General features: G+C 59.7%; 19 protein-coding genes, 2 tRNA genes and 3 rRNA genes. 7 read left to right on the top strand and 17 right to left on the bottom strand.

The window, feature by feature from the left end; translation table 11 throughout:
* Positions 1-32: 32 nt before the first annotated feature.
* Entirely contained in the window at positions 33-1,646 is a 1,614-nt protein-coding gene (locus DK842_RS13100) for a PAS domain-containing protein (protein WP_168194882.1), read from the top strand.
* Positions 1,589-1,828: an ATP-binding protein gene (locus DK842_RS13095; RefSeq protein WP_114061831.1), complete on the top strand. Its 240-nt coding sequence runs from the start codon at positions 1,589-1,591 to the stop codon at positions 1,826-1,828. The genes DK842_RS13100 and DK842_RS13095 overlap by 58 nt, the downstream gene beginning before the upstream one ends.
* Before the next feature lie 105 nt (positions 1,829-1,933).
* Here the strand turns inward: DK842_RS13095 and rrf are convergent.
* From rrf to DK842_RS13010, 17 genes are all read right to left on the bottom strand, one after another.
* Positions 1,934-2,048: ribosomal RNA gene (gene rrf / locus DK842_RS13090) — 5S ribosomal RNA — on the bottom strand.
* Positions 2,049-2,173: 125 nt separating this feature from the next.
* Positions 2,174-5,063, bottom strand: a 23S ribosomal RNA gene (locus DK842_RS13085).
* Between the two features lie 255 nt (positions 5,064-5,318).
* A tRNA-Ala gene (locus DK842_RS13080) sits at positions 5,319-5,394 on the bottom strand.
* Positions 5,395-5,480: 86 nt separating this feature from the next.
* A tRNA-Ile gene (locus tag DK842_RS13075) sits at positions 5,481-5,557 on the bottom strand.
* 182 nt (positions 5,558-5,739) lie between these two features.
* A 16S ribosomal RNA gene (locus DK842_RS13070) occupies positions 5,740-7,277 on the bottom strand.
* Together the 16S, 23S and 5S rRNA genes with 2 tRNA genes alongside form the textbook arrangement of a ribosomal RNA operon.
* Before the next feature lie 373 nt (positions 7,278-7,650).
* Positions 7,651-8,202 (bottom strand): glutathione peroxidase, encoded by a 552-nt coding sequence (locus tag DK842_RS13065; RefSeq protein ID WP_114061830.1) that lies wholly within the window; start codon positions 8,200-8,202, stop codon positions 7,651-7,653.
* Between the two features lie 117 nt (positions 8,203-8,319).
* Positions 8,320-8,682: a thioredoxin gene (gene trxA, locus DK842_RS13060; RefSeq protein ID WP_114061829.1), complete on the bottom strand. Its 363-nt coding sequence runs from the start codon at positions 8,680-8,682 to the stop codon at positions 8,320-8,322.
* 125 nt (positions 8,683-8,807) lie between these two features.
* Positions 8,808-10,010, bottom strand: a complete 1,203-nt coding sequence (gene gltS / locus DK842_RS13055; protein WP_114061828.1) for a sodium/glutamate symporter — start codon at positions 10,008-10,010, stop codon at positions 8,808-8,810.
* A gap of 197 nt (positions 10,011-10,207) precedes the next feature.
* Entirely contained in the window at positions 10,208-11,155 is a 948-nt protein-coding gene (locus DK842_RS13050; RefSeq protein ID WP_114061827.1) for a class I SAM-dependent methyltransferase, read from the bottom strand.
* 81 nt (positions 11,156-11,236) lie between these two features.
* Positions 11,237-11,767, bottom strand: a complete 531-nt coding sequence (gene coaD / locus DK842_RS13045; protein WP_114061826.1) for a pantetheine-phosphate adenylyltransferase — start codon at positions 11,765-11,767, stop codon at positions 11,237-11,239.
* A 92-nt stretch (positions 11,768-11,859) separates the two neighbouring features.
* The gene (locus DK842_RS13040; protein WP_114061825.1) at positions 11,860-12,270 is read right to left on the bottom strand and encodes a VOC family protein; all 411 of its coding nucleotides are present in this window, start codon (positions 12,268-12,270) and stop codon (positions 11,860-11,862) included.
* 112 nt (positions 12,271-12,382) lie between these two features.
* Positions 12,383-13,354, bottom strand: coding sequence for a peptide ABC transporter ATP-binding protein (locus tag DK842_RS13035; protein WP_114061824.1), 972 nt, complete (start codon positions 13,352-13,354; stop codon positions 12,383-12,385).
* On the bottom strand, positions 13,347-14,327 hold the full coding sequence (locus DK842_RS13030; protein ID WP_114061823.1) for an ABC transporter ATP-binding protein: 981 nt from the start codon (positions 14,325-14,327) through the stop codon (positions 13,347-13,349). Before DK842_RS13030 ends, DK842_RS13035 begins: the two co-directional genes overlap by 8 nt.
* Positions 14,328-14,337: 10 nt before the next feature.
* Positions 14,338-15,258, bottom strand: coding sequence for an ABC transporter permease subunit (locus tag DK842_RS13025; protein WP_114061822.1), 921 nt, complete (start codon positions 15,256-15,258; stop codon positions 14,338-14,340).
* A 13-nt stretch (positions 15,259-15,271) separates the two neighbouring features.
* The gene (locus DK842_RS13020; protein WP_114061821.1) at positions 15,272-16,300 is read right to left on the bottom strand and encodes an ABC transporter permease subunit; all 1,029 of its coding nucleotides are present in this window, start codon (positions 16,298-16,300) and stop codon (positions 15,272-15,274) included.
* A 411-nt stretch (positions 16,301-16,711) separates the two neighbouring features.
* Entirely contained in the window at positions 16,712-18,307 is a 1,596-nt protein-coding gene (locus DK842_RS13015) for an ABC transporter substrate-binding protein (RefSeq protein WP_114061820.1), read from the bottom strand.
* Between the two features lie 169 nt (positions 18,308-18,476).
* Positions 18,477-19,598, bottom strand: a complete 1,122-nt coding sequence (locus tag DK842_RS13010; protein WP_114061819.1) for a beta-ketoacyl-ACP synthase III — start codon at positions 19,596-19,598, stop codon at positions 18,477-18,479.
* Between the two features lie 305 nt (positions 19,599-19,903).
* On the opposite strand from DK842_RS13010, the gene iscR reads away from it, so the two are divergent.
* The 5 genes from iscR (at position 19,904) to hscB (ending at position 23,034) form a co-directional block, all read left to right on the top strand.
* The gene (gene iscR, locus DK842_RS13005) at positions 19,904-20,392 is read left to right on the top strand and encodes a Fe-S cluster assembly transcriptional regulator IscR (protein WP_114061818.1); all 489 of its coding nucleotides are present in this window, start codon (positions 19,904-19,906) and stop codon (positions 20,390-20,392) included.
* Between the two features lie 31 nt (positions 20,393-20,423).
* Positions 20,424-21,641, top strand: coding sequence for an IscS subfamily cysteine desulfurase (locus DK842_RS13000; protein WP_114063733.1), 1,218 nt, complete (start codon positions 20,424-20,426; stop codon positions 21,639-21,641).
* Between the two features lie 58 nt (positions 21,642-21,699).
* On the top strand, positions 21,700-22,083 hold the full coding sequence (gene iscU / locus DK842_RS12995) for a Fe-S cluster assembly scaffold IscU (protein WP_043628269.1): 384 nt from the start codon (positions 21,700-21,702) through the stop codon (positions 22,081-22,083).
* A gap of 13 nt (positions 22,084-22,096) precedes the next feature.
* Positions 22,097-22,420 (top strand): iron-sulfur cluster assembly protein IscA, encoded by a 324-nt coding sequence (gene iscA / locus DK842_RS12990; RefSeq protein ID WP_114061817.1) that lies wholly within the window; start codon positions 22,097-22,099, stop codon positions 22,418-22,420.
* Between the two features lie 86 nt (positions 22,421-22,506).
* Positions 22,507-23,034, top strand: coding sequence for a Fe-S protein assembly co-chaperone HscB (hscB, locus tag DK842_RS12985; RefSeq protein ID WP_114061816.1), 528 nt, complete (start codon positions 22,507-22,509; stop codon positions 23,032-23,034).
* Positions 23,035-23,052: the final 18 nt, after the last annotated feature.

The raw sequence follows: 23,052 nt of genomic DNA, 5'->3' as shown, positions 1-23,052 counted from the left end.
GGCGGTAAGTCTCGGCCGGCATGGAGAGCGCGATGCGAGCAACCGTCAAAGTGGAGACCCGCAACCTGGCGGTTGGCCACGATTACGCCGAGAAGTGGCAGGAGGTGCTGGACCTGCTGGCTAGCATGGTCAGCATTCCGGCGGCGCTGATCATGCGGGCGCAGCCGCCGCAAATCAAGGTATTCCTGTCCAGCAACAGCGACGGCAATCCCTACGAGGAGGAGGAGATGGCCGACCTGGGCACAGGCCTCTACTGCGAAACGGTCATGGCCCGCCGCGGCGAGCTCATCGTGCCCAATGCGCTCGCCGACCCAGGCTGGGACAGCAATCCCGACATCAAGCTGGGCATGATCTCCTACATGGGCATGCCGCTGATCTGGCCCAATCAGGACGTGTTCGGCACCATCTGCGTGCTGGACCGCGAAGAAAACCCCTACAATCCCACCTACCGCGAGTTGCTGGCGCAGTTCCGCTCCATGGTGGAGCGCGATTTGCGCCAGATATACAACGACAAGGCCCGCGCGCAGGAGGACGCCGCGCTGCGCGCCGAAGAAGCCGAGCGGGTTCGGCGCGAATTCGATCTGCTGCGCGCAGGCGAACAGAAGGCTTTGCAAGCGCTCAGGGAAAGCGAGGAGCGCTGGCACTTCGCGCTAGAGGGCGCCGGCGACGGCGTCTGGGATTGGGACATCGCCAGCGGCGACATCTTCTTTTCCCCACGCTGCCGGCAGCTGCTTGGCCTCTCCCGGGCAGCCGAAATCGCCGGCTTCAAGCTATGGCAAACCGGCATCCATCCCGACGATCTCCCCACCGTGCTGGCGGACCTCGCCAGCCATCTGCGCCAACCACAAGGCTCCTTCGTCACCGAGCACCGTTTTCTCAAAGGCGAGGACTGGGTCTGGCTGCTGGGCCGCGGCATGGTGGTCAGCTGCGACGCGCAAGGCCAGCCGCTACGGATGATAGGCACCTACTCGGACATCAGCGAGCGCAAACAAGCAGAAGAAGAATTACAGCTGCTGAACAGCCACCTGGAAGAGCGGGTCGCCACCCGTACTGCCGAATTGAAAAAGGCGATGCAGCAGATCAGCAGCGCCGAGAAGCAAGCGGCTCTGGCCCGCATGGTGGCCGGCATGGCTCACGAGCTGAACACCCCTATCGGCAATATCCTGCTGTGCTCGTCACAAATCCAAGCCGACGTCACCGGCATCGTCAAGGCCGATGCCGACAAGCAGCTTTCGCGTAAAACATTGCAGGAATTTCTGGAAAAAACGGCGGAAAGCTGCGAATTGCTGCAAAGGAATAGCGCGCAAGCAGGAGATCTGATCAGCCGCTTCAAGCAGATTGCGGTAGACCAACTAGACCAGCCGCGGCGCAGCTTTCACCCCGCCAAGATCATGGCCAAATTGCTGCAAACGCTGCTGCCGCCGGAGCACCACCTCGGCATTCGCATCGAGCTGCAGATACCACAGGAACTGGTGCTGGAAAACTATCCCAGCGCGCTGGAACAGTTGGTCTCCCACCTGGTCGCCAACTCTCTGGCCCATGGCTTCGATGGGCGCAACCAGGGAATGATCCGGCTATCCGGCTATCCATGCAACGGGCGCAGCACAATATCGAGCTGCGCTACAGCGATGACGGCAAGGGAATAGACGGCGAGCTTCAGAGCAAGGTATTCGACCCCTTCTTCACTACCCGCATGGGCCAGGGCGGAGTGGGACTCGGCCTCGCCTTGGTCCACAACATCGTCCACGTGATACTGAAGGGCCAGGTCCGACTGGAAAGCGAAACGAGGCAAGGCGCCAGCTTCATCATCACCTTCCCCGCCGAATAAGTATCCACGCAGCCATAAAACCGGAAGCTTTGCGGCCCCGGCTCATTGAGCCGGGGCCGCAAAGCACAAAGCCCAGCTCGATAGAGCTGGGCTTGTGTATGAGGCGTCTGGCGGTGTCCTACTTTCACATGGCGAATGCCACACTATCATCGGCGCTAAGATGTTTCACGGTCCTGTTCGGGATGGGAAGGCGTGGGACCATCTCGCTATGGCCACCAGACATAAACTGGCACAAACTGAAAGAAGCCTGAACCAGAGATGTTCTCTGATTCTGAATATTCGGTATCTGATCGTGTCGCACACACTCTATCTTCGTCACTTAGTTCTCTAAGTCACTCAAATGATAGGATCAAGCCTCACGAGCAATTAGTATCGGTTAGCTTCACGCCTCACAGCGCTTCCACACCCGACCTATCAACGTCCTGGTCTCGAACGACTCTTCAGGGAGGTCAAGCCTCCAGGGAAGTCTCATCTTCAGGCAAGTTTCCCGCTTAGATGCTTTCAGCGGTTATCTCTTCCGAACTTAGCTACCCGGCAATGCGACTGGCGTCACAACCGGTACACCAGAGGTTCGTCCACTCCGGTCCTCTCGTACTAGGAGCAGCCCCCGTCAAACTTCCAACGCCCACTGCAGATAGGGACCAAACTGTCTCACGACGTTTTGAACCCAGCTCACGTACCACTTTAAATGGCGAACAGCCATACCCTTGGGACCGGCTACAGCCCCAGGATGTGATGAGCCGACATCGAGGTGCCAAACACCGCCGTCGATGTGAACTCTTGGGCGGTATCAGCCTGTTATCCCCGGAGTACCTTTTATCCGTTGAGCGATGGCCCTTCCATTCAGAACCACCGGATCACTATGTCCTGCTTTCGCACCTGCTCGACTTGTCGGTCTCGCAGTTAAGCTACCTTTTGCCATTGCACTATCAGCACGATTTCCGACCGTACCTAGGTAACCTTCGAACTCCTCCGTTACACTTTGGGAGGAGACCGCCCCAGTCAAACTGCCTACCATGCACTGTCCCCAATCCGGATCACGGACCAAGGTTAGAACCTCAAACACACCAGGGTGGTATTTCAAGGACGGCTCCACCAGAACTAGCGTCCTGGCTTCAAAGCCTCCCACCTATCCTACACAAGTCTGTTCAAAGTCCAATGCAAAGCTACAGTAAAGGTTCACGGGGTCTTTCCGTCTAGCAGCGGGGAGATTGCATCTTCACAAACACTTCAACTTCGCTGAGTCTCAGGAGGAGACAGTGTGGCCATCGTTACGCCATTCGTGCGGGTCGGAACTTACCCGACAAGGAATTTCGCTACCTTAGGACCGTTATAGTTACGGCCGCCGTTTACCGGGGCTTCGATCAAGAGCTTGCACCCCATCACTTAACCTTCCGGCACCGGGCAGGCGTCACACCGTATACGTCCACTTTCGTGTTGGCACAGTGCTGTGTTTTTGTTAAACAGTCGCAGCCACCGATTCTCTGCGACCTGTCAAAGCTTCATCCGCAAGGGACTACACCTCAACAGGCATACCTTCTCCCGAAGTTACGGTATCAATTTGCCGAGTTCCTTCTCCTGAGTTCTCTCAAGCGCCTTAGAATTCTCATCCTGCCCACCTGTGTCGGTTTGCGGTACGGTTCTTGTGTAGCTGAAGCTTAGTGGCTTTTCCTGGAAGCGTGGTATCAGTCACTTCAGGTCCGTAGACCCTCGTCATCACTTCTCGGCGTTAAAGAAGAGCGGATTTGCCTACCCTTCACGCCTACCGGCTTAAACAGACTATTCCAACAGTCTGATGACCTAACCTTCTCCGTCCCCACATCGCACTACACAAAAGTACGGGAATTTTAACCCGTTTCCCATCGACTACGCTTTTCAGCCTCGCCTTAGGGGCCGACTCACCCTACGCCGATGAACGTTGCGTAGGAAACCTTGGGCTTTCGGCGAGCGGGCTTTTCACCCGCTTTATCGCTACTCATGTCAGCATTCGCACTTCTGATATCTCCAGCATCCCTTACGAGACACCTTCACAGACCTACAGAACGCTCCCCTACCACGCACAGTAAACTGTGCATCCGCAGCTTCGGTTATCAGTTTGAGCCCCGTTACATCTTCCGCGCAGGACGACTCGACCAGTGAGCTATTACGCTTTCTTTAAATGATGGCTGCTTCTAAGCCAACATCCTGGCTGTCTAGGCCTTCCCACTTCGTTTACCACTTAACTGATCATTTGGGACCTTAGCTGGCGGTCTGGGTTGTTTCCCTCTTGACAATGGACGTTAGCACCCACTGTCTGTCTGCCAAGCTCGCACTTTCCGGTATTCAGAGTTTGCCATGGTTTGGTAAATCGCAATGACCCCCTAGCCATAACAGTGCTTTACCCCCGGAAGTGATACTTGACGCACTACCTAAATAGTTTTCGGGGAGAACCAGCTATCTCCGAGTTTGTTTAGCCTTTCACCCCTATCCACAGCTCATCCCCTAGTTTTGCAACACTAGTGGGTTCGGACCTCCAGTGCGTGTTACCGCACCTTCATCCTGGCCATGGATAGATCACTCGGTTTCGGGTCTACGCCCAGCAACTAAAGCGCCCTATTCGGACTCGGTTTCCCTACGCCTCCCCTATTCGGTTAAGCTTGCTACTGAACGTAAGTCGCTGACCCATTATACAAAAGGTACGCAGTCACGGAACAAGTCCGCTCCCACTGTTTGTATGCATCCGGTTTCAGGTTCTATTTCACTCCCCTCCCGGGGTTCTTTTCGCCTTTCCCTCACGGTACTGGTTCACTATCGGTCGATCATGAGTATTTAGCCTTGGAGGATGGTCCCCCCATCTTCAGACAGGATTTCTCGTGTCCCGCCCTACTTGTCGACTGCCTAGTTCTTGCGATGCGTTTTCGTGTACGGGGCTATCACCCACTATGGCGGTCCTTTCCATGAACCTTCCACTAACGCAACTCATAACACAGTCAGGCTGTTCCGCGTTCGCTCGCCACTACTTACGGAATCTCGGTTGATTTCTTTTCCTTCAGCTACTTAGATGTTTCAGTTCGCTGAGTTCGCCTCCTCTGACCTATGGATTCAGTCAGGGATCTCCTTGCGGAGGGGTTTCCCCATTCGGACATCGCGGGATCAAAGCTCTATTGCCAGCTCCCCCGCGCTTTTCGCAGGCTTACACGTCCTTCATCGCCTATGATCGCCAAGGCATCCACCAGATGCACTTAGTCGCTTGACCCTATCATTTCAGTAACCTAAATTACCGCAACAACAGAGAGTGTTTGTGCGACGACTGCACCGCCCCTTTTGATATGGCGACGCAGCCTTAGATACAATCAAATACCCAAGATGACGATTCATTCAACATGCAGAATTAACTCCATGTCGTTTGTCTCGCCGTCTTTATATATTCGGCTTCTTCAGTTTGTTAAAGATCGGGCGTTTATACAACGCAAACAGAATCCAACTCTTCCGAATTCGATTTTGTTTGCGATGGTGGAGGATGACGGGATCGAACCGACGACCCCCTGCTTGCAAAGCAGGTGCTCTCCCAACTGAGCTAATCCCCCTCTTTTTGGGTGATGCTGCGTTGCTCAGTCGCTCATGTGCATAAGCACATGCCGCTCCTTCGCGCCTTGCCTGACCCAAAAAATACTGGTGGGTCTGGTAGGACTCGAACCTACGACCCCTGCGTTATCAACACAGTGCTCTAACCAGCTGAGCTACAAACCCAGTAGTCGTTTGATACCACATCCTTTTCGATCAAAATCCAGCAGATCCAGGCGAAAGCTGACGACGTGTACATCGAGTACACGAGGAAGCTTTCAACGCAGAGCTGCGCCGATTTTCATCGAAAATGCCCTTAACTTGAATAACCGATAGGCTGTAAGTACTTGGCAATCGCCATTCTCTAGAAAGGAGGTGATCCAGCCGCAGGTTCCCCTACGGCTACCTTGTTACGACTTCACCCCAGTCATGAATCCCACCGTGGTAAGCGGCCTCCTTACGGTTAGCCTACCCACTTCTGGTGAAACTCACTCCCATGGTGTGACGGGCGGTGTGTACAAGACCCGGGAACGTATTCACCGCAGCATGCTGATCTGCGATTACTAGCGATTCCGACTTCACGCACTCGAGTTGCAGAGTGCGATCCGGACTACGATCGGTTTTCTGAGATTAGCTCCACCTCGCGGCTTGGCAACCCTCTGTACCGACCATTGTATGACGTGTGAAGCCCTGCTCATAAGGGCCATGAGGACTTGACGTCATCCCCACCTTCCTCCGGTTTGTCACCGGCAGTCTCATTAGAGTGCCCAACTTAATGATGGCAACTAATGACAAGGGTTGCGCTCGTTGCGGGACTTAACCCAACATCTCACGACACGAGCTGACGACAGCCATGCAGCACCTGTGTTACGGCTCCCTTTCGGGCACCAAGATATCTCTACCAAGTTCCGTACATGTCAAGAGCAGGTAAGGTTTTTCGCGTTGCATCGAATTAATCCACATCATCCACCGCTTGTGCGGGTCCCCGTCAATTCCTTTGAGTTTTAACCTTGCGGCCGTACTCCCCAGGCGGTCAACTTCACGCGTTAGCTACGCTACCAAGGATTCAAACCCCCAACAGCTAGTTGACATCGTTTAGGGCGTGGACTACCAGGGTATCTAATCCTGTTTGCTCCCCACGCTTTCGTGCATGAGCGTCAGTGTCATCCCAGGGGGCTGCCTTCGCCATCGGTATTCCTCCACATCTCTACGCATTTCACTGCTACACGTGGAATTCTACCCCCCTCTGACGCACTCTAGTCGTGCAGTCTCCAATGCCGTTCCCAGGTTGAGCCCGGGGCTTTCACATCAGACTTGCACAACCGCCTGCGCACGCTTTACGCCCAGTAATTCCGATTAACGCTTGCACCCTACGTATTACCGCGGCTGCTGGCACGTAGTTAGCCGGTGCTTATTCTTCAGGTACTGTCATCCCCGCCAGGTATTAACCAGCGGGATTTCCTCCCTGACAAAAGTCCTTTACAACCCGAAGGCCTTCTTCAGACACGCGGCATGGCTGGATCAGGCTTGCGCCCATTGTCCAAAATTCCCCACTGCTGCCTCCCGTAGGAGTCTGGGCCGTGTCTCAGTCCCAGTGTGGCGGATCATCCTCTCAGACCCGCTACTGATCGTCGCCTTGGTGGGCTCTTACCCCACCAACTAGCTAATCAGACATCGGCTGCTCGTATAACGCGAGGTCTTTCGATCCCCCGCTTTCCCCCTCAGGGCGTATGCGGTATTAATCCGGCTTTCGCCGAGCTATCCCCCATTACACGGTACATTCCGATGCATTACTCACCCGTTCGCCACTCGCCACCAGGAGCAAGCTCCCGTGCTGCCGTTCGACTTGCATGTGTAAAGCATGCCGCCAGCGTTCAATCTGAGCCAGGATCAAACTCTTCAGTTCAATCTCAAGCAAATTTTCTGGCACGCAAGTTCAAAGAAATAAACAAGTATCTCTTGTCTCTTGCAGTGCAAGTGTCGGCTTTCGCCAAGCACTTACACCTATCGGTTATTCGTTCTGTTAAAGAGCAGTGCCTTCGCTGCTTTCGTCACACCGGAGAACCGTTTCGTTTCCGCTGTTTCGTTCGCTGCGTCAGCTGAGGAGGCGAACTATACGCCCGGGCCCCGAACCCGTCAACACCTTTTGCGAGAAAAAACGAACTTTCTTCGACCCGCCCACGCAAGGCATTGATTTGCAAGAAAAGCGGCCGAAAGGGATATTCATGAAAACGCAAAACGCCGCTTGAAAGCGGCGCTTCGACAAGGCTGCGGCCCTGCTATGGCTTGGCCGCAGCCTGCGTTTCCGGCTGCAAATACGGCAAAAAGGCGTTGACCACCTCCGGCGCGTCCGGTTTGGTGCGGGTGCCGATGCTGATCACCTTGCCGGCGTCGGGCAAGACCAGATACTTGTGGAAGTTCCACATCGGCGCGTCGTCGGTGGCGGCGATCAAGTCCTTGAACACCGGCTGGGCATCCGAACCCCTGACATGCCCCTTACCCGCCATCGGGAAGGTCACGCCGTAATTGGCCTGGCAGAAGGCGCCGATCTCGCTGTTGCTGTCCAGCTCCTGCAGGAAGTCATTGCTGGGAAAACCCACCACCATCAGTCCGCGCGGACCGTACTGCTTATATAAAGACTCCAACTGGGTGAACTGCGGCGTGAAGCCGCAATGGCTGGCGGTGTTCACCACCAGCAGCGGCCGGTCGGCATACTGGCACAGGTTGATCTGCCCGCCCATCAGCCCCGGCACGGTATGGTTCAGCAAAGCGGGACAAGCGGCCAGCACGGCCTGCCCCCACAACATCAATACGACTCCCCAGCGTTTCATCGCATCCTCCTAGCCAAACCGGCAGATGGTTCGGCGCTCGCTTCATATAAGAATAGGGCAATGCGCCCATGCATTGCCCTATCGTCTCACATCGCGAAAACGGATGCCCGTCGCCTGTCATTCCTGCTGGCTGGCGATTTCGGCCCTTACCTTGTCCATGTCCAGATCGCGCAGGCTCTGGATCAGTTGCTCGAACTGAGCGCCCATCATCGCGCCGGCCTGATTGAACACCATGATGCCGTCCTTGACCGCGATCAACGTGGGAATGGAGCGGATGTTGAAATGAGCGGCCAAATCACGCTCGGACTCGGTATCGATTTTGCCGAACACGATGTCCGCGTGCTTTTGCGAAGCCGCCTCGAACACTGGGCCGAACATCTTGCAGGGACCGCACCACGGCGCCCAGAAATCCAGGATGACGAGGCCTTCCTCTTTCATATTGGCGTTGAAGTTATCGGCATTCAGATTGATAAAGGCCATGATTGTCTTCTTTCATTCGATGCGCCCGCCGATCGCGGGCTGTTACGAATTAAGATATGAGCGCGCCGGGACCATTACAAGAAGCGGCCCCAGTTGTATTTTTCAATCCCGCCGATAGCCTGTCGTCAGCCGATGAAAGGCAGCGCCAAGTACAGCTTGATCACGATGGCGTTGACGATATCGATGAAGAAAGCGCCCACCATCGGCACCACCAGAAAAGCCAGATGCGAAGGACCGAAGCGTTCGGTCACCGCCTGCATATTGGCGATGGCGGTTGGCGTGGCGCCCAAGCCGAAGCCGCAATGGCCGGCAGCCAACACCGCGGCGTCGTAATTACGCCCCATCACCCGGAAGGTGATGAAGATGGCGTACAAAGCCATGGCTGCGGTTTGGGCCAACAACAGCACGAATATCGGCAGCGCCAACGCCGCCAAATCCCATAGCCGCAGCGACATCAGCGCGATGGCCAAAAACAGCGACAGGCTGACATTACCCAATACCGACACTTCGCGCTCGAAGATCTTGTACCAACCCAGCGCCGACAAACTGTTGCTGATCAACACGCCGACAAACAGCACGCAAACGAAGGTCGGCAGCTCCAGCGCCGTGCCTTTCAGGCCGGCGGCGATAAAGGAGCCGGCCATCAGGCAAACAGCGATCAACGCCAGGGTTTCGATGAAGGAGTGAGTGGTAATCAAGCGTTGCGCGTCCGGCAACTCGAAAGCCAACGGCGGATCGTCGGCATTATGCTGCGCGCCAGGCGCTTGCACCCGCTTCACCAGGAAGCGAGCGACCGGACCGCCGATCAGGCCGCCCAGCACCAAGCCGAAGGTAGCGCAGGCGATGGCCAACTCGGAGGCGGAAGCAATCCCGTATTTGGATGAGAACGTGCCCGCCCACGCCGCGCCGGTGCCATGGCCGCCCGACAGCGTGATGGAGCCGGCCAACAAGCCCATCAGCGGATCCAGGCCCAGCAGGCTGGCCAGCGCCACGCCCAGCGTGTTCTGCACCAACAACAGGCCCACCACCACCGCGAGGAAGACGCCAACCGCCCTGCCGCCCTTCCTCAGGCTGGCGAGATTGGCGTTAAGGCCGATGGCGGCGAAGAAGGCCAGCATCAGCGGCGCCTGCAACGAGGTGTCGAAACGCACTTCCATGCCGGAAAATTGGCGCCAGGCCAGTAGCGACAAAGCGATCACCAAGCCGCCGGCGACAGGCTCGGGGATATTGTAGGCGCGCAACGCGCCGACGTGGAGCACCAGCTTGCGCCCCAGCAGCAGGACCAGCGAGGCCGCCACCAGGGTGCCGTAGAAATCGAGTTGGATCATCGGTTCTCCTCTTTTTTGATTTTGAGCGAAGATGCGCTTTCCGCCCAAGCCGCGACGCCGACCGACAAGCCTGATTGAGCCCGCCCGGCGCCTAGGAGCCGGTCTCGACGCCAAAACTCCAAACGGAACGCGCGCAGCCGTTCGAAAGAGGAAATCCCGACAAAGTTCTTGTAAAAACTATTTACAGCCGCTTCGACTCATCCGCGCCGCTCGATGCGCCAGCATTGATGGATCTTGCGATTGCGAAAATCATCCGGCACCGACTGCGCGCTGACATCCCGTATCCGATAATCCTCATGCAGCCGTTCATCCAGTTGGAAACTGCGCAAGTTGTTGGAAAAGTATAGCCAGCCGCCCGGCGCCAGCAACGCCATCGCGTAATCGATCAGCCAGACGTGGTCGCGCTGCACGTCCAGGATGTCGCGCATCTTCTTGGAATTGGAAAAGGTGGGCGGGTCCATCACGATCAAGTCGAACTGTTTGCCCGCCTCCACCGCCTCTTCCAGGTACTGGAACACGTCTGCGCGCACCAGCCTGTGCCTGGCGAGATCCAGGCCGTTGAGTTCAAAATTGCGGCGCGACCAGTCCTGATAGGTATTGGACATGTCCACCGTTTCCGACGACACCGCGCCGCCGGCCCCCGCATAGACAGTGAAGCTGCCGGTATAGGCGAACAGATTGAGAAAGCGCTTGCCGGCCGCCTCGTCGCGCACCTGCTTGCGAGTGTTGCGATGATCCAGAAACAAGCCGGTGTCCAGGTACTGCTCCAGATTGACGATGAAGCGCAGACCGAACTCCTCGACGATGAAGTCCTCGCCCTCCACGCCTTCCTTTTCGTACTGGCTGACGCCTTTCTGCCGGCGGCGGTTCTTCAGCGTGACGGCGGCGGCCGGAATGCCGGTCACTTGCGCGATGGCGGCCACAACCGCGTCTATCCACGCGCGATACGCGTCATCGTCCATCTCCCAGCCGGTATCGTACTCCTGCAGATGCACGCGCTGGCCGTAAACATCGACGGCGAAAGGAAACTGCGGCACGTCCTTGTCGTAGACCCGCCAGGCATCCAGCCCCTGGCGTCGCGCCCACTTGGCGTAATGCTTGTAGTTCTTGGCCAGACGGTTGGTGAAGGCGCTGACGTCCTGCATGGCGTATCCTCGAAAGCTGCAAAACAAACGCGCCAGCCCTAGGCTGGCGCGACTCGGTGTTCAAACCCGCATTATAAGATGCTATTGCTCGGAGTACATCGACAGCATCTTCAGGTACACCGGTTCCGGCAGATACTGGCGGATCACGCTTTCCCAGCCGCGCGGACCAACCAGCCCCTTGACCATGGTCGACGACACTTCCGCGTATTCGCGCGGCGGCAGCAAGAACAGCGTGGTGATATCGGGGTGCAAATCCGAGTTGATGTAGCGCATCGTGCGCTCGTATTCGTAATCGCTAGCGGTGCGGATGCCGCGCACGATGTAGTTGGCGCCGACGCTCTGCGCGTAGTTCACCAAAAACTGATTTTCGAAGACATCGACCCGCAGCTTGCTGAATCCCGAAGTCACCTCGCGCAGCAACGCCACTCGCTCCTCGACGTTGAAAGTGCAGTGCTTGTCCGGATTGACGCCAACGGCGACGATCAGCTCGTCGAACAGCTCCACCGCCTCGCGTATCATCCACAAGTGGCCGTTGGTCACCGGGTCAAAGCTGCCGGCATAGACGGCTCGTTTCAATTGACGTTTTCCTTTGGCTTTGATGGTGTTTTCCATGACGACTGTATCTTGCGTAGAGAGGGGTGGTAAAGAATTTTTTGTGCGGCGCGACAAAACTTTGCCACGCCGCACAAGCTGTCAAAAAACGGTCATAACTGACAGTTAATCATCCAGCTGACGCCGAATTTATCACTAAAACAGCCAAAAAGCGCGCCCCAGAATGTCTTGTGCAACGGCACCGTCACCTGGCCGCCCACACTCAAGGCGGCGAAAATCCTCTCCGCCTCGGCGGTATCGCCATCCAGATTGATCGACAAGGATATCTGCTGGCTTGGCGCGGCAGGCCTGTCGGTATCGGAGATCATCAGCGCGTTGGCGCCGAACGTCAGCCGCGCGTGCATGATCCAGTCGGGATCGATGCCCCCCATCGACGGCATATCCTTGGGCGCGTCGGCGTAGCGCATCAGCACCGCGACATCGCCGCCCAAAGCCTCGCGGTAGAAGTTCAGCGCCTCTTCGGCGCGGCCGTGGTTGAAGTTCAGATACGGATACACATGCATGGCAAGCCTCCGTCGGGGATGGGTAGGCCAGTGTACGACGAGGCCATCCGGCGATGAAATCAAAAAAAGCCCGCGACGACGCGCGCCGCGGGCCCATGATGCCGATTTGGTCTCAGCCGTTGATCTCCTCCGCCCGATGGCAAGCCACCATGCGGCTGTCCAGCTCGCGCAGCTGCGGCACTTCCGCCTTGCAGCGCTCATTGGCGTGCGGACAGCGCTTGTGGAAAGCGCAGCCGGACGGCGGATTCAGCGGACTGGGCAGCTCGCCCTCGATCTTGATCTTGATGCGGCGGTCTTCCGGATGGATGGACGGCGTCGCCGACAGCAAAGCCTGGGTATAAGGGTGCAGCGGGCGCTCATACACCCGGTTCTTGTCGCCCACCTCCACCGCGCGGCCCAGATACATCACCATCAGGTCGTTGGCCACGTGCTCCACCACCGCCAGATTGTGCGAGATGAACACATAGGCTGTGTTGAACTCCTCCTGCAGATCCATGAACAGGTTCAGCACCTGCGCCTGGATGGACACGTCGAGCGCCGAGGTCGGCTCGTCCGCCACCACGATCTTGGGGTTCAGCATCATCGCGCGGGCGATGGCGATGCGCTGGCGCTGGCCGCCGGAGAACATGTGCGGGTAGCGGAAGTAATGCTCCGGCCGCAGGCCGACGCGGGACATCATGCTCCTCACCTTCTCCTCGCGCGCCTTGGCGGACAGATCGGTGTTGATCAGCAGCGGCTCGGACAGCTGATCGCCTATCTTCTGGCGCGGGTTCAAGGAACCATAGGGATTCTGGAACACCATCTGCACCTTGCGCCGCATCGCCTTCAGCTCGGCGCCGCCGGCCTTGGCCGCGTCCTGGCCGTCCAGAATCAGCGAACCGGACGTCGGCTGCTCGATCAGGGTCAGCTGGCGCGCCAGCGTGCTCTTGCCGCAGCCGGATTCGCCCACCACCGCCAGCGTGCGGCCGGCCTCCAGCTCGAACGACACGCCGGCCAGCGCCTTCACCTGCGCCTTGGGCTTGAACAGGCCCTGGGCCACATCGTAATAACGGGTCAGATCTCCCGCCTGCAAAACCTTAGCCATGCTGCTTCTCCTTGGCCAGCAACGGGTAGTGGCAACGCACCGCGCCATGATCGTGCGCGGTCAATCCAGGCCGCTGGCCGCGGCAGTTGTCCTGCGCGTACGGGCAGCGCGGCGACAGCAGACAGCCGTTGGGCCGGTCGTACTGGCCGGGCACGATGCCGGGCAGCGTGGACAAACGGCGCGCGCCCTTGCTGTGCTCTGGGATCGACGACAACAGCGCCTCGGTGTACGGGTGGGCCGGATGGCGGAAGATCTCCGGCACCGCGCCCATCTCCGCCGCCTGGCCGGCGTACATCACCACCAGCCGCTGCGCCACCTCGGCGACCACGGCCAGATCGTGCGTGATCAGGATCAGCGCCATGTTCTGGCTCTTCTGCAAAGACACCAGCAGCTCCATGATCTGCGCCTGGATGGTCACGTCCAGCGCGGTGGTCGGCTCGTCGGCGATCAAGAGCTTGGGGTTGCAGGCGATGGCCATGGCGATGGCCACGCGCTGGCTCATGCCGCCGGACAGCTGGTGCGGATAGGCGGAGAGCCGCGACTCGGCGGCCGGAATCTCCACCAGCTGCATCAGCTCCAGCGCGCGCGCCTTCAGCGCCGCGCCGCGCAGTCCCTGGTGCACCTTCAGCACTTCCATGATCTGGTAGCCGACGGTGTAGCTGGGGTTCAGCGCCGTCATCGGGTCCTGGAAGATCATCGAAATGTCCTTGCCGACGATCTTGCGGCGGCCGCGCGCCGAGATGGTCAGCAGGTCCTTGCCGTCGAAGCTCAGCTCGTCGGCCACGATGCGGCCCTGCCCTTCCAGCAGGCCCATCATCGCCATCATGGTGACGGATTTGCCGGAGCCGGACTCGCCGACGATGCCGACGATCTCGCCCTGATCTACCGACAGCTCCAGTCCCTCCACCGCGCGGAACGGGTTTTTCTCAGAGCCGAATTCGACCGAGAGATTCTTGATTTGCAACAGACTCATGTTCTTATCCTCAGGCGGCGCGCTTCAGCTTGGGGTCCAGCGCGTCGCGCAGGCCGTCGCCCATCAGGTTGATCGCCAGCACCGACAGCAGAATGGTCAGACCCGGCAGGGTCACCACCCACCAGGCGCTCTCGATGTAGTCGCGGGCCGAGGCCAGCATGGTGCCCCATTCGGCGGTCGGCGGCTGCACGCCCAGGCCCAGGAAGCCCAAGGCGGCGATTTCGAGGATGGCGGAGGAAAAACTCATGGTGGCGTGCACGATCAAGGGCGCCATGCAGTTGGGCAGCACGGTGACGAACATCAGCCGCAACAAGCCGGCGCCGGCCACGCGCGAGGCCACCACGTAGTCGCGGTTCAGCTCGGTCATCGCCGAGGCGCGCGTCAGCCGCACGTAGGCCGGCAAGGACACGGTGGCGATGGCGATCATCGCGTTCATCAGTCCCGGCCCCAGAATGGCCATGATGGCCACCGCCAAGAGCAGGGACGGCAAGGCCATCATGATGTCCATCAGCCGCATGATGGAAGCGCCCAGCGCCTTGGGGAAGAATGCGGCCAGGAGCCCCAGGACCACGCCCGGCACCAGCGCCATCACCACCGACATCAGGCCGATGAACAACGACAGCCTCGCGCCGTGGATCAACCGGGACAGGATGTCGCGGCCCAGCTCGTCGGTGCCGAACAGAAACTGCAGGCTGCCGCCTGACTCCCAGGCGGGAGGCGTCAACATATGGTCGCGGTATTGCTCGATCGGGCTGTACGGCGCGATGACGGGCGCCAGCAGCGCACAGGCGACGATGAACAGCACGAAGGCCAGGCCGGCCACCGCGCCCTTGTTGTGGGAAAAGCCCTGCCAGAACTCCTTCAGCGGAGACGGATAGGACAGCGCCAGGTCGGCCGTCTGCGCGGCCGGGGTTTGATTGCTTTGGCTCATATTGCGTCCCTGCTTACTTGGCGTGACGGATGCGCGGATTGGCGATGCCGTACAGGATGTCGACGATGAAGTTGGTGACGATCACCAGCGTGGCCACCATCAGGATGCCGTTCTGCACCACCGGGTAGTCGCGGCGGGCGATGGCGTCGATCAGCCATTTGCCGATGCCGGGCCAGGAGAAGATGGTCTCGGTCAATACCGCGCCGCCCATCAGCGTGCCGACCTGCAGGCCGATCACGGTCAGCACCGGGATCAGCGCGTTGCGCAGGGTATGGATGAAGATCACCCGCGCCGGCGACAGGCCCTTGGCCCGCGCGGTGCGCACATAGTCCTCGCGCAGCACTTCCAGCATCGACGAGCGCGTCATCCGCGCGATCACCGCCAGCGGAATGGTTCCCAGTACGATGGACGGCAGGATCAGGTGGCTCAACGCGCTCTTGAACGCGCCGGCGTTGCCCTCGGGATCGGCCGCTTCGGCCAACCAGCTGTCGATCAGCATGAAGCCGGTCTTGGGGTGAATGTCGAACATCAGGTCCATCCGGCCCGACACCGGCGTCCAGCCCAGCTTGACCGAGAAGAACATGATCAGGATCAGGCCCCACCAGAAGATGGGCATCGAGAAGCCGGTCAGCGAAATGCCCATCACGCCGTGATCGAACAGCGAGCCGCGCTTGATCGCGGCCAGCACGCCGGCCAACAGCCCCCATACCATGGCGAACAGCAGCGCGGACAGCGCCAGCTCCAGCGTGGCGGGAAACAGGGTTTTGAACTCGGTCCAGACGCTGGTCTTGGTCACCAGAGACTCGCCGAGGTTGCCGTGCAGCAAATTGACGACATAGTCGAAGTATTGCGCGTACAGCGGCTTGTCCAGCCCCAGCCGGTGCAACGCTTCGGCATGCATTTGGGGATCGAGCGTGCGCTCGCCCACCATCACTTCCACCGGGTCGCCGGGGATCAGGCGGATCAGCGCGAAAGTCAGCAGCGTGATGCCGAAGAAGGTGGGCACCAGCAGGCCCAGCCTCCGCAAAATGAATGAAAACATGGATACCTCTCCCGGACGCGCGCGACGGCGCGCGGCCTCAGACCTAGACATCGCGTGCAAGGAATCCGTACAGGAAAGGGAAAAACGGCAAGACGCGCCAAAGGCGCGAAGGAGAGAATCGGGTGCCGGGCAGCGGACTGGCAACTAAACCACCCACCAGCATTAGCTGCATCCACTGCCGCGGCAGGAAAGACAATACCAGCGCCCCGCCCTATTCCGCTTGACGCAGGTCAACCCGCCATCATCGCGGACGCCCCGCCTCTATTCTCACTCTCTATTCCTGTGCAGACACTGCCATGCCAAGGCGCCCGCCTTCTCTACCGGAAGACTGGTCCGCCGCGGCACTTACGCCAGGCGGACGGAGCCGCAGCCCCGCCGCCGATTACGATTACGCCTTGCAGTACATCAGGCTTACTTGACGCTGACGCCGTAGAAGGAGTTCAGGCCGAACGGACTCACCTTGAAGCCCTGCACCGACTTCAGCATAGGCTGATTGACGGTGGAGTGGGCGATGGTGGTCATCGGCACCTGCTGCTTCACGATCTCCTGCGCCTTCATGTACAGCTTGGTGCGCTCGGCCACGTTGGTGGTGGTCTTGCCCTTCTGGATCAGGTCTTCGAACGGCTTGTAGCAGAACTTGGAGAAGTTGTTGCCGTTCATCGCGTCGCAGCCGAACAGCACGCCCAGCCAGTTGTCCGGATCGCCGTTGTCGCCGGTCCAGCCGATCAGCATCGAGTCATGCTCGCCGGACTTGGCTCGCTTCAGGTACTCGCCCCACTCGTAGGAGGTGATCTTGGCCTTGACGCCGATCTTGGCCCAATCGGACTGGATCATCTCCGCCATCAGCTTGGCGTTGGGGTTGTACGGACGCTGCACCGGCATCGCCCACAGCGAGATGTCGAAGCCGTTCGGATAGCCGGCCTTGGCCAGCAACGCCTTGGCCTTGGCCACATCGTACGGCGCGTCCTTCAGGTTCTTGTTGTACGACCACTGGGTCGGCGGCATCGGGTTGGTCGCGGCCTGGCCAGCGCCCTGGTACACAGCCTGCAGGATGGCCTTCTTGTTGATGGCCATGTCCAGCGCCTCGCGCACTTCCAGCTTGTCCAGCGGCTTGTGCTTCACGTTGTAGGCCAGGTAGCCCAGGTTGAAGCCGGCCTGGGACATCACATTCATCCGCGGGTCGGCCTTCATCGCGGCGATGTCGGTCGGACGCGGATAGGTGGTGATCTGGCACTCGCCGGCCTTCAGCTTCTGGTAGCGCACCGACGGGTCGGTGGTGATCGCGAACACCAGGTTGTCCACCTTCGGGCCGTCAGCCTTGTTCCAGTAGTCCTTGTTGGCGGCGAAGCGGATCTGCGCGTCCTTCTGATAGCGCTTGAACACGAAGGGGCCGGTGCCCACCGGCTGCTGATTGATCAGCTGCGGCTTGCCTTCCTTCAGCAACTTGTCCGCGTATTCGGCGGACTGGATCGAGGCGAAGCTCATCGCCAGGTTCTGCAAGAAGGCGGCATCCACCTTCTTCAGCGCGAACTTGACGGTATATGGGTCTACCTTCTCCACCTTGACGATGTTTTCGTCCATGCCCATGTCGGTGAAGTAGGGGAATTCGGTCGGATAGGCCTTACGGAACGGATTGCTCTTGTTGAGCATCCGGTCGAAGGTGAAGGCCACGTCATCGGCGTTGAAATCGCGAGTCGGCTTGAAATAGTCGGTAGTCTGGAACTTCACGCCCTTGCGCAGATGGAAGGTGTAGGACAATCCATCCGGGGACACTTCCCACTTGTCGGCCAAGCCCGGGATCACCTTGGTCCCGCCGCGCTGGAATTGGACCAGGCGGTTGAACACGGTTTCAGCGGAGGCGTCGAAGTCGGTGCCGGAGGTGTACTGGCCCGGGTCGAAACCCGCCGGGCTGCCCTCCGAACAAAACACCAACGTTCCAGCGGCCTGAGACGCCACGGAAGCCCCAGCGATCGCGCTCGCAACCAGCAACTTCTTGAAAGCTTGCATAATGTTTCCCTTCCTTTGTACAGACTGATTAGTCTTTTCTGATATTCCGCCTGAGCATGTTTGGACTCGGCTGGTGGGGGATACATTATTCACAGAGGGCGCTTTTGACAAGCGCCCTCTCGCTTTTCATGCGCGATTCGCCTATGACAATTCGTAAACGGAAAGTGAACTACGCGCGGCGCAATATGACGGAACCCACGGAATAGCCGGCTCCGAACGAGGAAATGACGCCCACATCGCCCGTGCGCAAATCATGCGAATGGAGATGGAAGGCGATGATGGAGCCTGCCGAGCTGGTGTTGGCATAACGGTCCAAAATCACCGGCGCCTCCACGGTATCCGCGTCTCGGCCCAGCACCCGGCGGGCGATCAACTGGTTCATCGCCAGATTGGCCTGGTGCAGCCAGAAGCGGCGCACCCCGTCCGGCCCGATGCCGACGCCGTCCAGATGGGCGACAATGTGTTCGCCCACCATTGGACACACTTCTTTGAACACCTTGCGGCCTTGCTGCACGAACAGCTTGTCCGACTGGCCGACGCCAGCGTCGTCGCAGCGGTTCAGGAAGCCGAAATTGTTGCGGATGTTGTTGGAAAACACCGTAGCCAGCTTGCAGCCGAGCACCTCGAAGCGGCGTTCGGAAACCGCCCCGTCCGCTCGCTCCAACACCACCGCGGTGCAGGCGTCGCCGAAGATGAAGTGGCTGTCGCGGTCGCGGAAGTTCAGGTGGGCGGAACAGATCTCCGGGTTCACCATCAGCACCGCGCGCGCCTGGCCGACTGCGACAGCATTGACGGCCGTCTGGATGCCGAACGTCGCCGACGAGCAGGCCACGTTCATGTCGAAAGCGAAACCCTCGATGCCCAGCGCCTGCTGCACCTCCACCGCCATCGCCGGGTAGGGGCGCTGCATATTGGAGCAAGCGACGATCACCATGTCGATATCCGCGGCAGTCCGCCCGGCTGCCTCCAGCGCCTGACGGGCGGCGGCCACCGCCATCTCCGCCTGCAGCGACAGTTCCTCGTTGCCGCGCTCCGGCAGATAGGGCTTCATCCGCTCCGGGTCCAGCACGCCGGCCTTGTCCATCAGGAAGCGCTGCTTGATGCCGGAGGCTTTTTCGATGAACTCGGCGCTGGATTCGGCCAGCGGCTCCATCTCGCCCGCGGCGATCTCGGCCGCGCGGGACTCGTTATGGCGGCGCACGTAGGCATTGAACGCCTCCACCAGTTCGGCGTTGCTGACCGCATGGGGAGGGGTGAACAGCCCGGTCCCGCTGATAACAACCTTATGCATTTTTTTCTGTCCTTATCCCTGTTGTGCGGGAACGAAAGCATGGCGGCCAACCCGGCCTTCCTCGGCCCAGCCGGTTGCGTCAGCCGCCACTCGAAGCCCTCGCGGGCGACCTTGCGGAATATTGCAGCGATTTTACACATCACACCAAGGTAAAAGTAAGAAATCCATAGCCTTGCGCCGTTTAAACCGAGTAAAATGCTCGACTTTGCGACGCCGGTCGCGGGTCTGCCCCCTCAATACTTGACTAAATTAGTCGGATATTGGGTATAATCGGAGGCAGAACCACCCAACCGGAACAAAACACCATGCGCCTCACCACCAAAGGACGTTTTGCCGTCACCGCGATGCTCGATCTCGCCATGCGCGAGGAAGGCGGCCCAGTCACTCTGGCCGGCATCAGCGAGCGTCAAAGCATCTCGCTGTCCTATCTGGAGCAGCTGTTCGGCAAACTCAGGCGAGCCGAGCTGGTGGACAGCGTGCGCGGCCCCGGCGGCGGCTACACCCTCGCCAAGCAAATCTGCGACATCTCCGTAGCCGACATCATCGTCGCCGTGGACGAACCGGTGGACGCCACCCAATGCGGCGGCCGCGAAAACTGCCGCGGCAGCCAGCGCTGCATGACCCACGATTTGTGGACCAACCTCAACGTCACCATTTTCGATTACCTCTCCAAGGTCAGCCTCGCCAGCCTGGTGCAAGAGCAGCATGCCAAAGAGCAGCAAGCCAAGGAGACCTGCGTAGTGCAGGACAAACGCGACAGCAACGCCCACGCCGCTGCCGGCAGCGCCCTGTGAGCGCATGAAAAATCTTGCGGAGATTATGCAAATGAGCCAGCCCAAGCTACCGATCTATCTGGATTACTCGGCCACCACCCCGGTGGACCCGCGCGTCGCCGAAAAGATGATTCCCTATCTGACCGGCAAGTTCGGCAACCCCGCCTCGCGCAGCCACAGCTTCGGCTGGGAAGCGGAAGAGGCCGTCGAGAACGCGCGCGCAGAAGTAGCCAAGCTGATCGGTGCCGATCCCAAGGAAATCGTCTGGACTTCCGGCGCGACCGAGTCCGACAACCTGGCGATCAAGGGCGCCGCCCAGTTCTACAAGAGCAAGGGCAAGCACATCATCACCGTCAAGACCGAACACAAGGCGGTGCTGGACACCTGTCGCGAACTGGAGCGCCAGGGCTTCGAAGTGACCTATATGGACGTGCTGGAAAACGGCCTGCTCGACATCGAAGCGTTCAAGGCCGCCATCCGTCCGGACACCATCCTGGTCTCCGTGATGTACGTGAACAATGAAATCGGCGTGATCCAGGACATCCCTCAACTCGGCGAGATCTGCCGCGAGAAGGGCATCATTTTCCACGTCGACGCCACCCAGGCGCCGGGCAAGGTCAAGATCGACCTGAGCACCCTGAAGGTGGACCTGATGAGCCTGTCCGCGCACAAGGCCTACGGCCCGAAGGGCATCGGCGCGCTGTACGTGCGCCGCAAGCCGCGCGTGCGGCTGGAAGCGCAGATGCACGGCGGCGGCCACGAGCGCGGCTTCCGCTCCGGCACCCTGGCCAGCCATCAGATCGTCGGCATGGGCGAAGCCTTCCGCATCGCCCGCGAGGAGATGGACAGCGAGTGCGAGCGCATCCGCATGCTGCGCGACCGCCTGTGGAACGGCATCCAGGACATGGAAGAGGTGTACATCAACGGCGACGTTGATCAGCGCGTGCCGCACAACCTCAACGTCAGCTTCAACTTCGTCGAGGGCGAAAGCCTGATCATGGCCATCAAGGATCTGGCCGTGTCCAGCGGCTCCGCCTGCACCTCCGCCTCGCTGGAGCCGTCCTACGTGCTGCGCGCGCTGGGACGCAACGACGAAATGGCCCACAGCTCCATCCGCTTCACCCTGGGCCGCTTTACCACCGAGGAAGAGATCGACTTCGCCATCGAGCTGCTGAAGTCCAAGATCGGCAAGCTGCGCGAGCTGTCCCCGCTGTGGGAGATGTACAAGGACGGCGTGGACCTGAACAGCGTTCAATGGGCGGCCCACTAAGCCGCAAACAGATTACCGGCCGCGGCGACCTGACCTTCGCGGCCCGCAGGAGATAGACATGGCATACAGCGAAAAAGTATTGGATCACTACGAAAACCCGCGCAACGTCGGTTCCTTTGACAAGGGCGACGACAGCATCGGCACCGGCATGGTCGGCGCGCCGGCCTGTGGCGACGTGATGAAGCTGCAGATCAAGGTGGGCGCTGACGGCGTGATCGAAGACGCCAAGTTCAAGACCTACGGCTGCGGCTCCGCCATCGCCTCCTCGTCGCTGGTCACCGAGTGGGTGAAGGGCAAGTCGCTCGACGAGGCGCTGTCGATCAAGAACACCGCCATCGCCGAAGAGCTGGCGCTGCCGCCGGTGAAAATCCATTGCTCCATCCTGGCCGAAGACGCGATCAAGGCCGCGGTGGAAGACTACAAGCAGAAACACGGCAAGTAAGCGGAGGCGACAGATGGCACTCACTCTTTCCGAACGCGCCGCCCAACATGTGTCCGCCTTCCTCGCCAAACGCGGCAAGGGCCTGGGCGTGCGCCTGGGCGTGAAGACCTCCGGCTGCTCCGGCATGGCTTACAAGCTGGAGTTCGTCGATGTCGAAAACACGGAAGACGTCCGTTTCGAAAGCTACGGCGTGGCCATCTACACCGACGCCAAAAGCCTGGCCTACCTGGACGGCACCGAGCTCGACTACGTCAAGGAAGGCCTGAACGAGGGGTTCAAGTTCAACAACCCCAACGTCAAGAACGAGTGCGGCTGCGGCGAGAGCTTCAACGTCTGACCGCAACCGCCCCGGGGCGGAGCGTTGACGCGCAAGCGCTCATGCTCCGCCCCGCGTTTTTCACGGCACCTTAGCTCGGAAGCACGATGAATCACGACTTCAACCAGGACTTCTTCGCCCTGTTCGGCCTGCCGCGCCGTTTCGCTCAGGACGCCTCGCGACTGGACGCCGCCTGGCGCGCCGCCGCGGCCCAGGTCCACCCCGATCGCTACGCCGCCAGCCCCGACGCCGAAAAGCGCAGCGCGCTGATGCTGGCCACCCGCGTCAACGAAGCCTACCAGACGCTGAAATCGCCGCTGAACCGCGCCCGCTACCTGCTGTCGCTGGCCGGCGTGGATACCCAGGAAGAGAACAACACCCGCATGCCGGGCGATTTCCTGATGGCGCAGATGGAATGGCGCGAGAGCATAGACGACGCCCGCCAAAGCATAGCCGAACTGGAAGCGCTGTCCGGACGCCTGCGCGCCGAAGTCAAGGCGATGCAGGCCGACCTTGAGTCCGCGCTGGACGCGCGCGCCGACTTGGACGCCGCCGCCGTTCTGGTGAGAAAATTGCGCTTCATGGAAAAGCTGGACCAGGAAATCGGCGACGCCATCGACAGCCTGCTGGACTGAAGCCGGCCCGAGCCCCGC

The organism is Chromobacterium phragmitis (assembly GCF_003325475.1).
Taxonomy (GTDB): domain Bacteria; phylum Pseudomonadota; class Gammaproteobacteria; order Burkholderiales; family Chromobacteriaceae; genus Chromobacterium; species Chromobacterium phragmitis.
Note: the sequence above shows the minus strand (reverse complement) of the source record. Positions and strands in the feature narration are given on the sequence as shown.

Bases quoted from the DNA above. Each gene is read 5' to 3' on its own strand.
- DK842_RS13040 (WP_114061825.1), bottom strand. From the start codon at position 12,270: ATGCATGTGTATCCGTATCTGAACTTCAACCACGGCCGCGCCGAAGAG.
- iscR (WP_114061818.1), top strand. From the start codon at position 19,904: ATGCGCCTCACCACCAAAGGACGTTTTGCCGTCACCGCGATGCTCGAT.
- DK842_RS13010 (WP_114061819.1), bottom strand. From the start codon at position 19,598: ATGCATAAGGTTGTTATCAGCGGGACCGGGCTGTTCACCCCTCCCCAT.
- DK842_RS13015 (WP_114061820.1), bottom strand. From the start codon at position 18,307: ATGCAAGCTTTCAAGAAGTTGCTGGTTGCGAGCGCGATCGCTGGGGCT.
- iscA (WP_114061817.1), top strand. From the start codon at position 22,097: ATGGCACTCACTCTTTCCGAACGCGCCGCCCAACATGTGTCCGCCTTC.
- DK842_RS13020 (WP_114061821.1), bottom strand. From the start codon at position 16,300: ATGTTTTCATTCATTTTGCGGAGGCTGGGCCTGCTGGTGCCCACCTTC.
- gltS (WP_114061828.1), bottom strand. From the start codon at position 10,010: ATGATCCAACTCGATTTCTACGGCACCCTGGTGGCGGCCTCGCTGGTC.
- trxA (WP_114061829.1), bottom strand. From the start codon at position 8,682: ATGGCCTTTATCAATCTGAATGCCGATAACTTCAACGCCAATATGAAA.
- DK842_RS13025 (WP_114061822.1), bottom strand. From the start codon at position 15,258: ATGAGCCAAAGCAATCAAACCCCGGCCGCGCAGACGGCCGACCTGGCG.
- DK842_RS13050 (WP_114061827.1), bottom strand. From the start codon at position 11,155: ATGCAGGACGTCAGCGCCTTCACCAACCGTCTGGCCAAGAACTACAAG.
- hscB (WP_114061816.1), top strand. From the start codon at position 22,507: ATGAATCACGACTTCAACCAGGACTTCTTCGCCCTGTTCGGCCTGCCG.
- DK842_RS13000 (WP_114063733.1), top strand. From the start codon at position 20,424: ATGAGCCAGCCCAAGCTACCGATCTATCTGGATTACTCGGCCACCACC.
- coaD (WP_114061826.1), bottom strand. From the start codon at position 11,767: ATGGAAAACACCATCAAAGCCAAAGGAAAACGTCAATTGAAACGAGCC.
- DK842_RS13100 (WP_168194882.1), top strand. From the start codon at position 33: ATGCGAGCAACCGTCAAAGTGGAGACCCGCAACCTGGCGGTTGGCCAC.
- DK842_RS13035 (WP_114061824.1), bottom strand. From the start codon at position 13,354: ATGGCTAAGGTTTTGCAGGCGGGAGATCTGACCCGTTATTACGATGTG.
- iscU (WP_043628269.1), top strand. From the start codon at position 21,700: ATGGCATACAGCGAAAAAGTATTGGATCACTACGAAAACCCGCGCAAC.
- DK842_RS13030 (WP_114061823.1), bottom strand. From the start codon at position 14,327: ATGAGTCTGTTGCAAATCAAGAATCTCTCGGTCGAATTCGGCTCTGAG.
- DK842_RS13065 (WP_114061830.1), bottom strand. From the start codon at position 8,202: ATGAAACGCTGGGGAGTCGTATTGATGTTGTGGGGGCAGGCCGTGCTG.
- DK842_RS13095 (WP_114061831.1), top strand. From the start codon at position 1,589: ATGCAACGGGCGCAGCACAATATCGAGCTGCGCTACAGCGATGACGGC.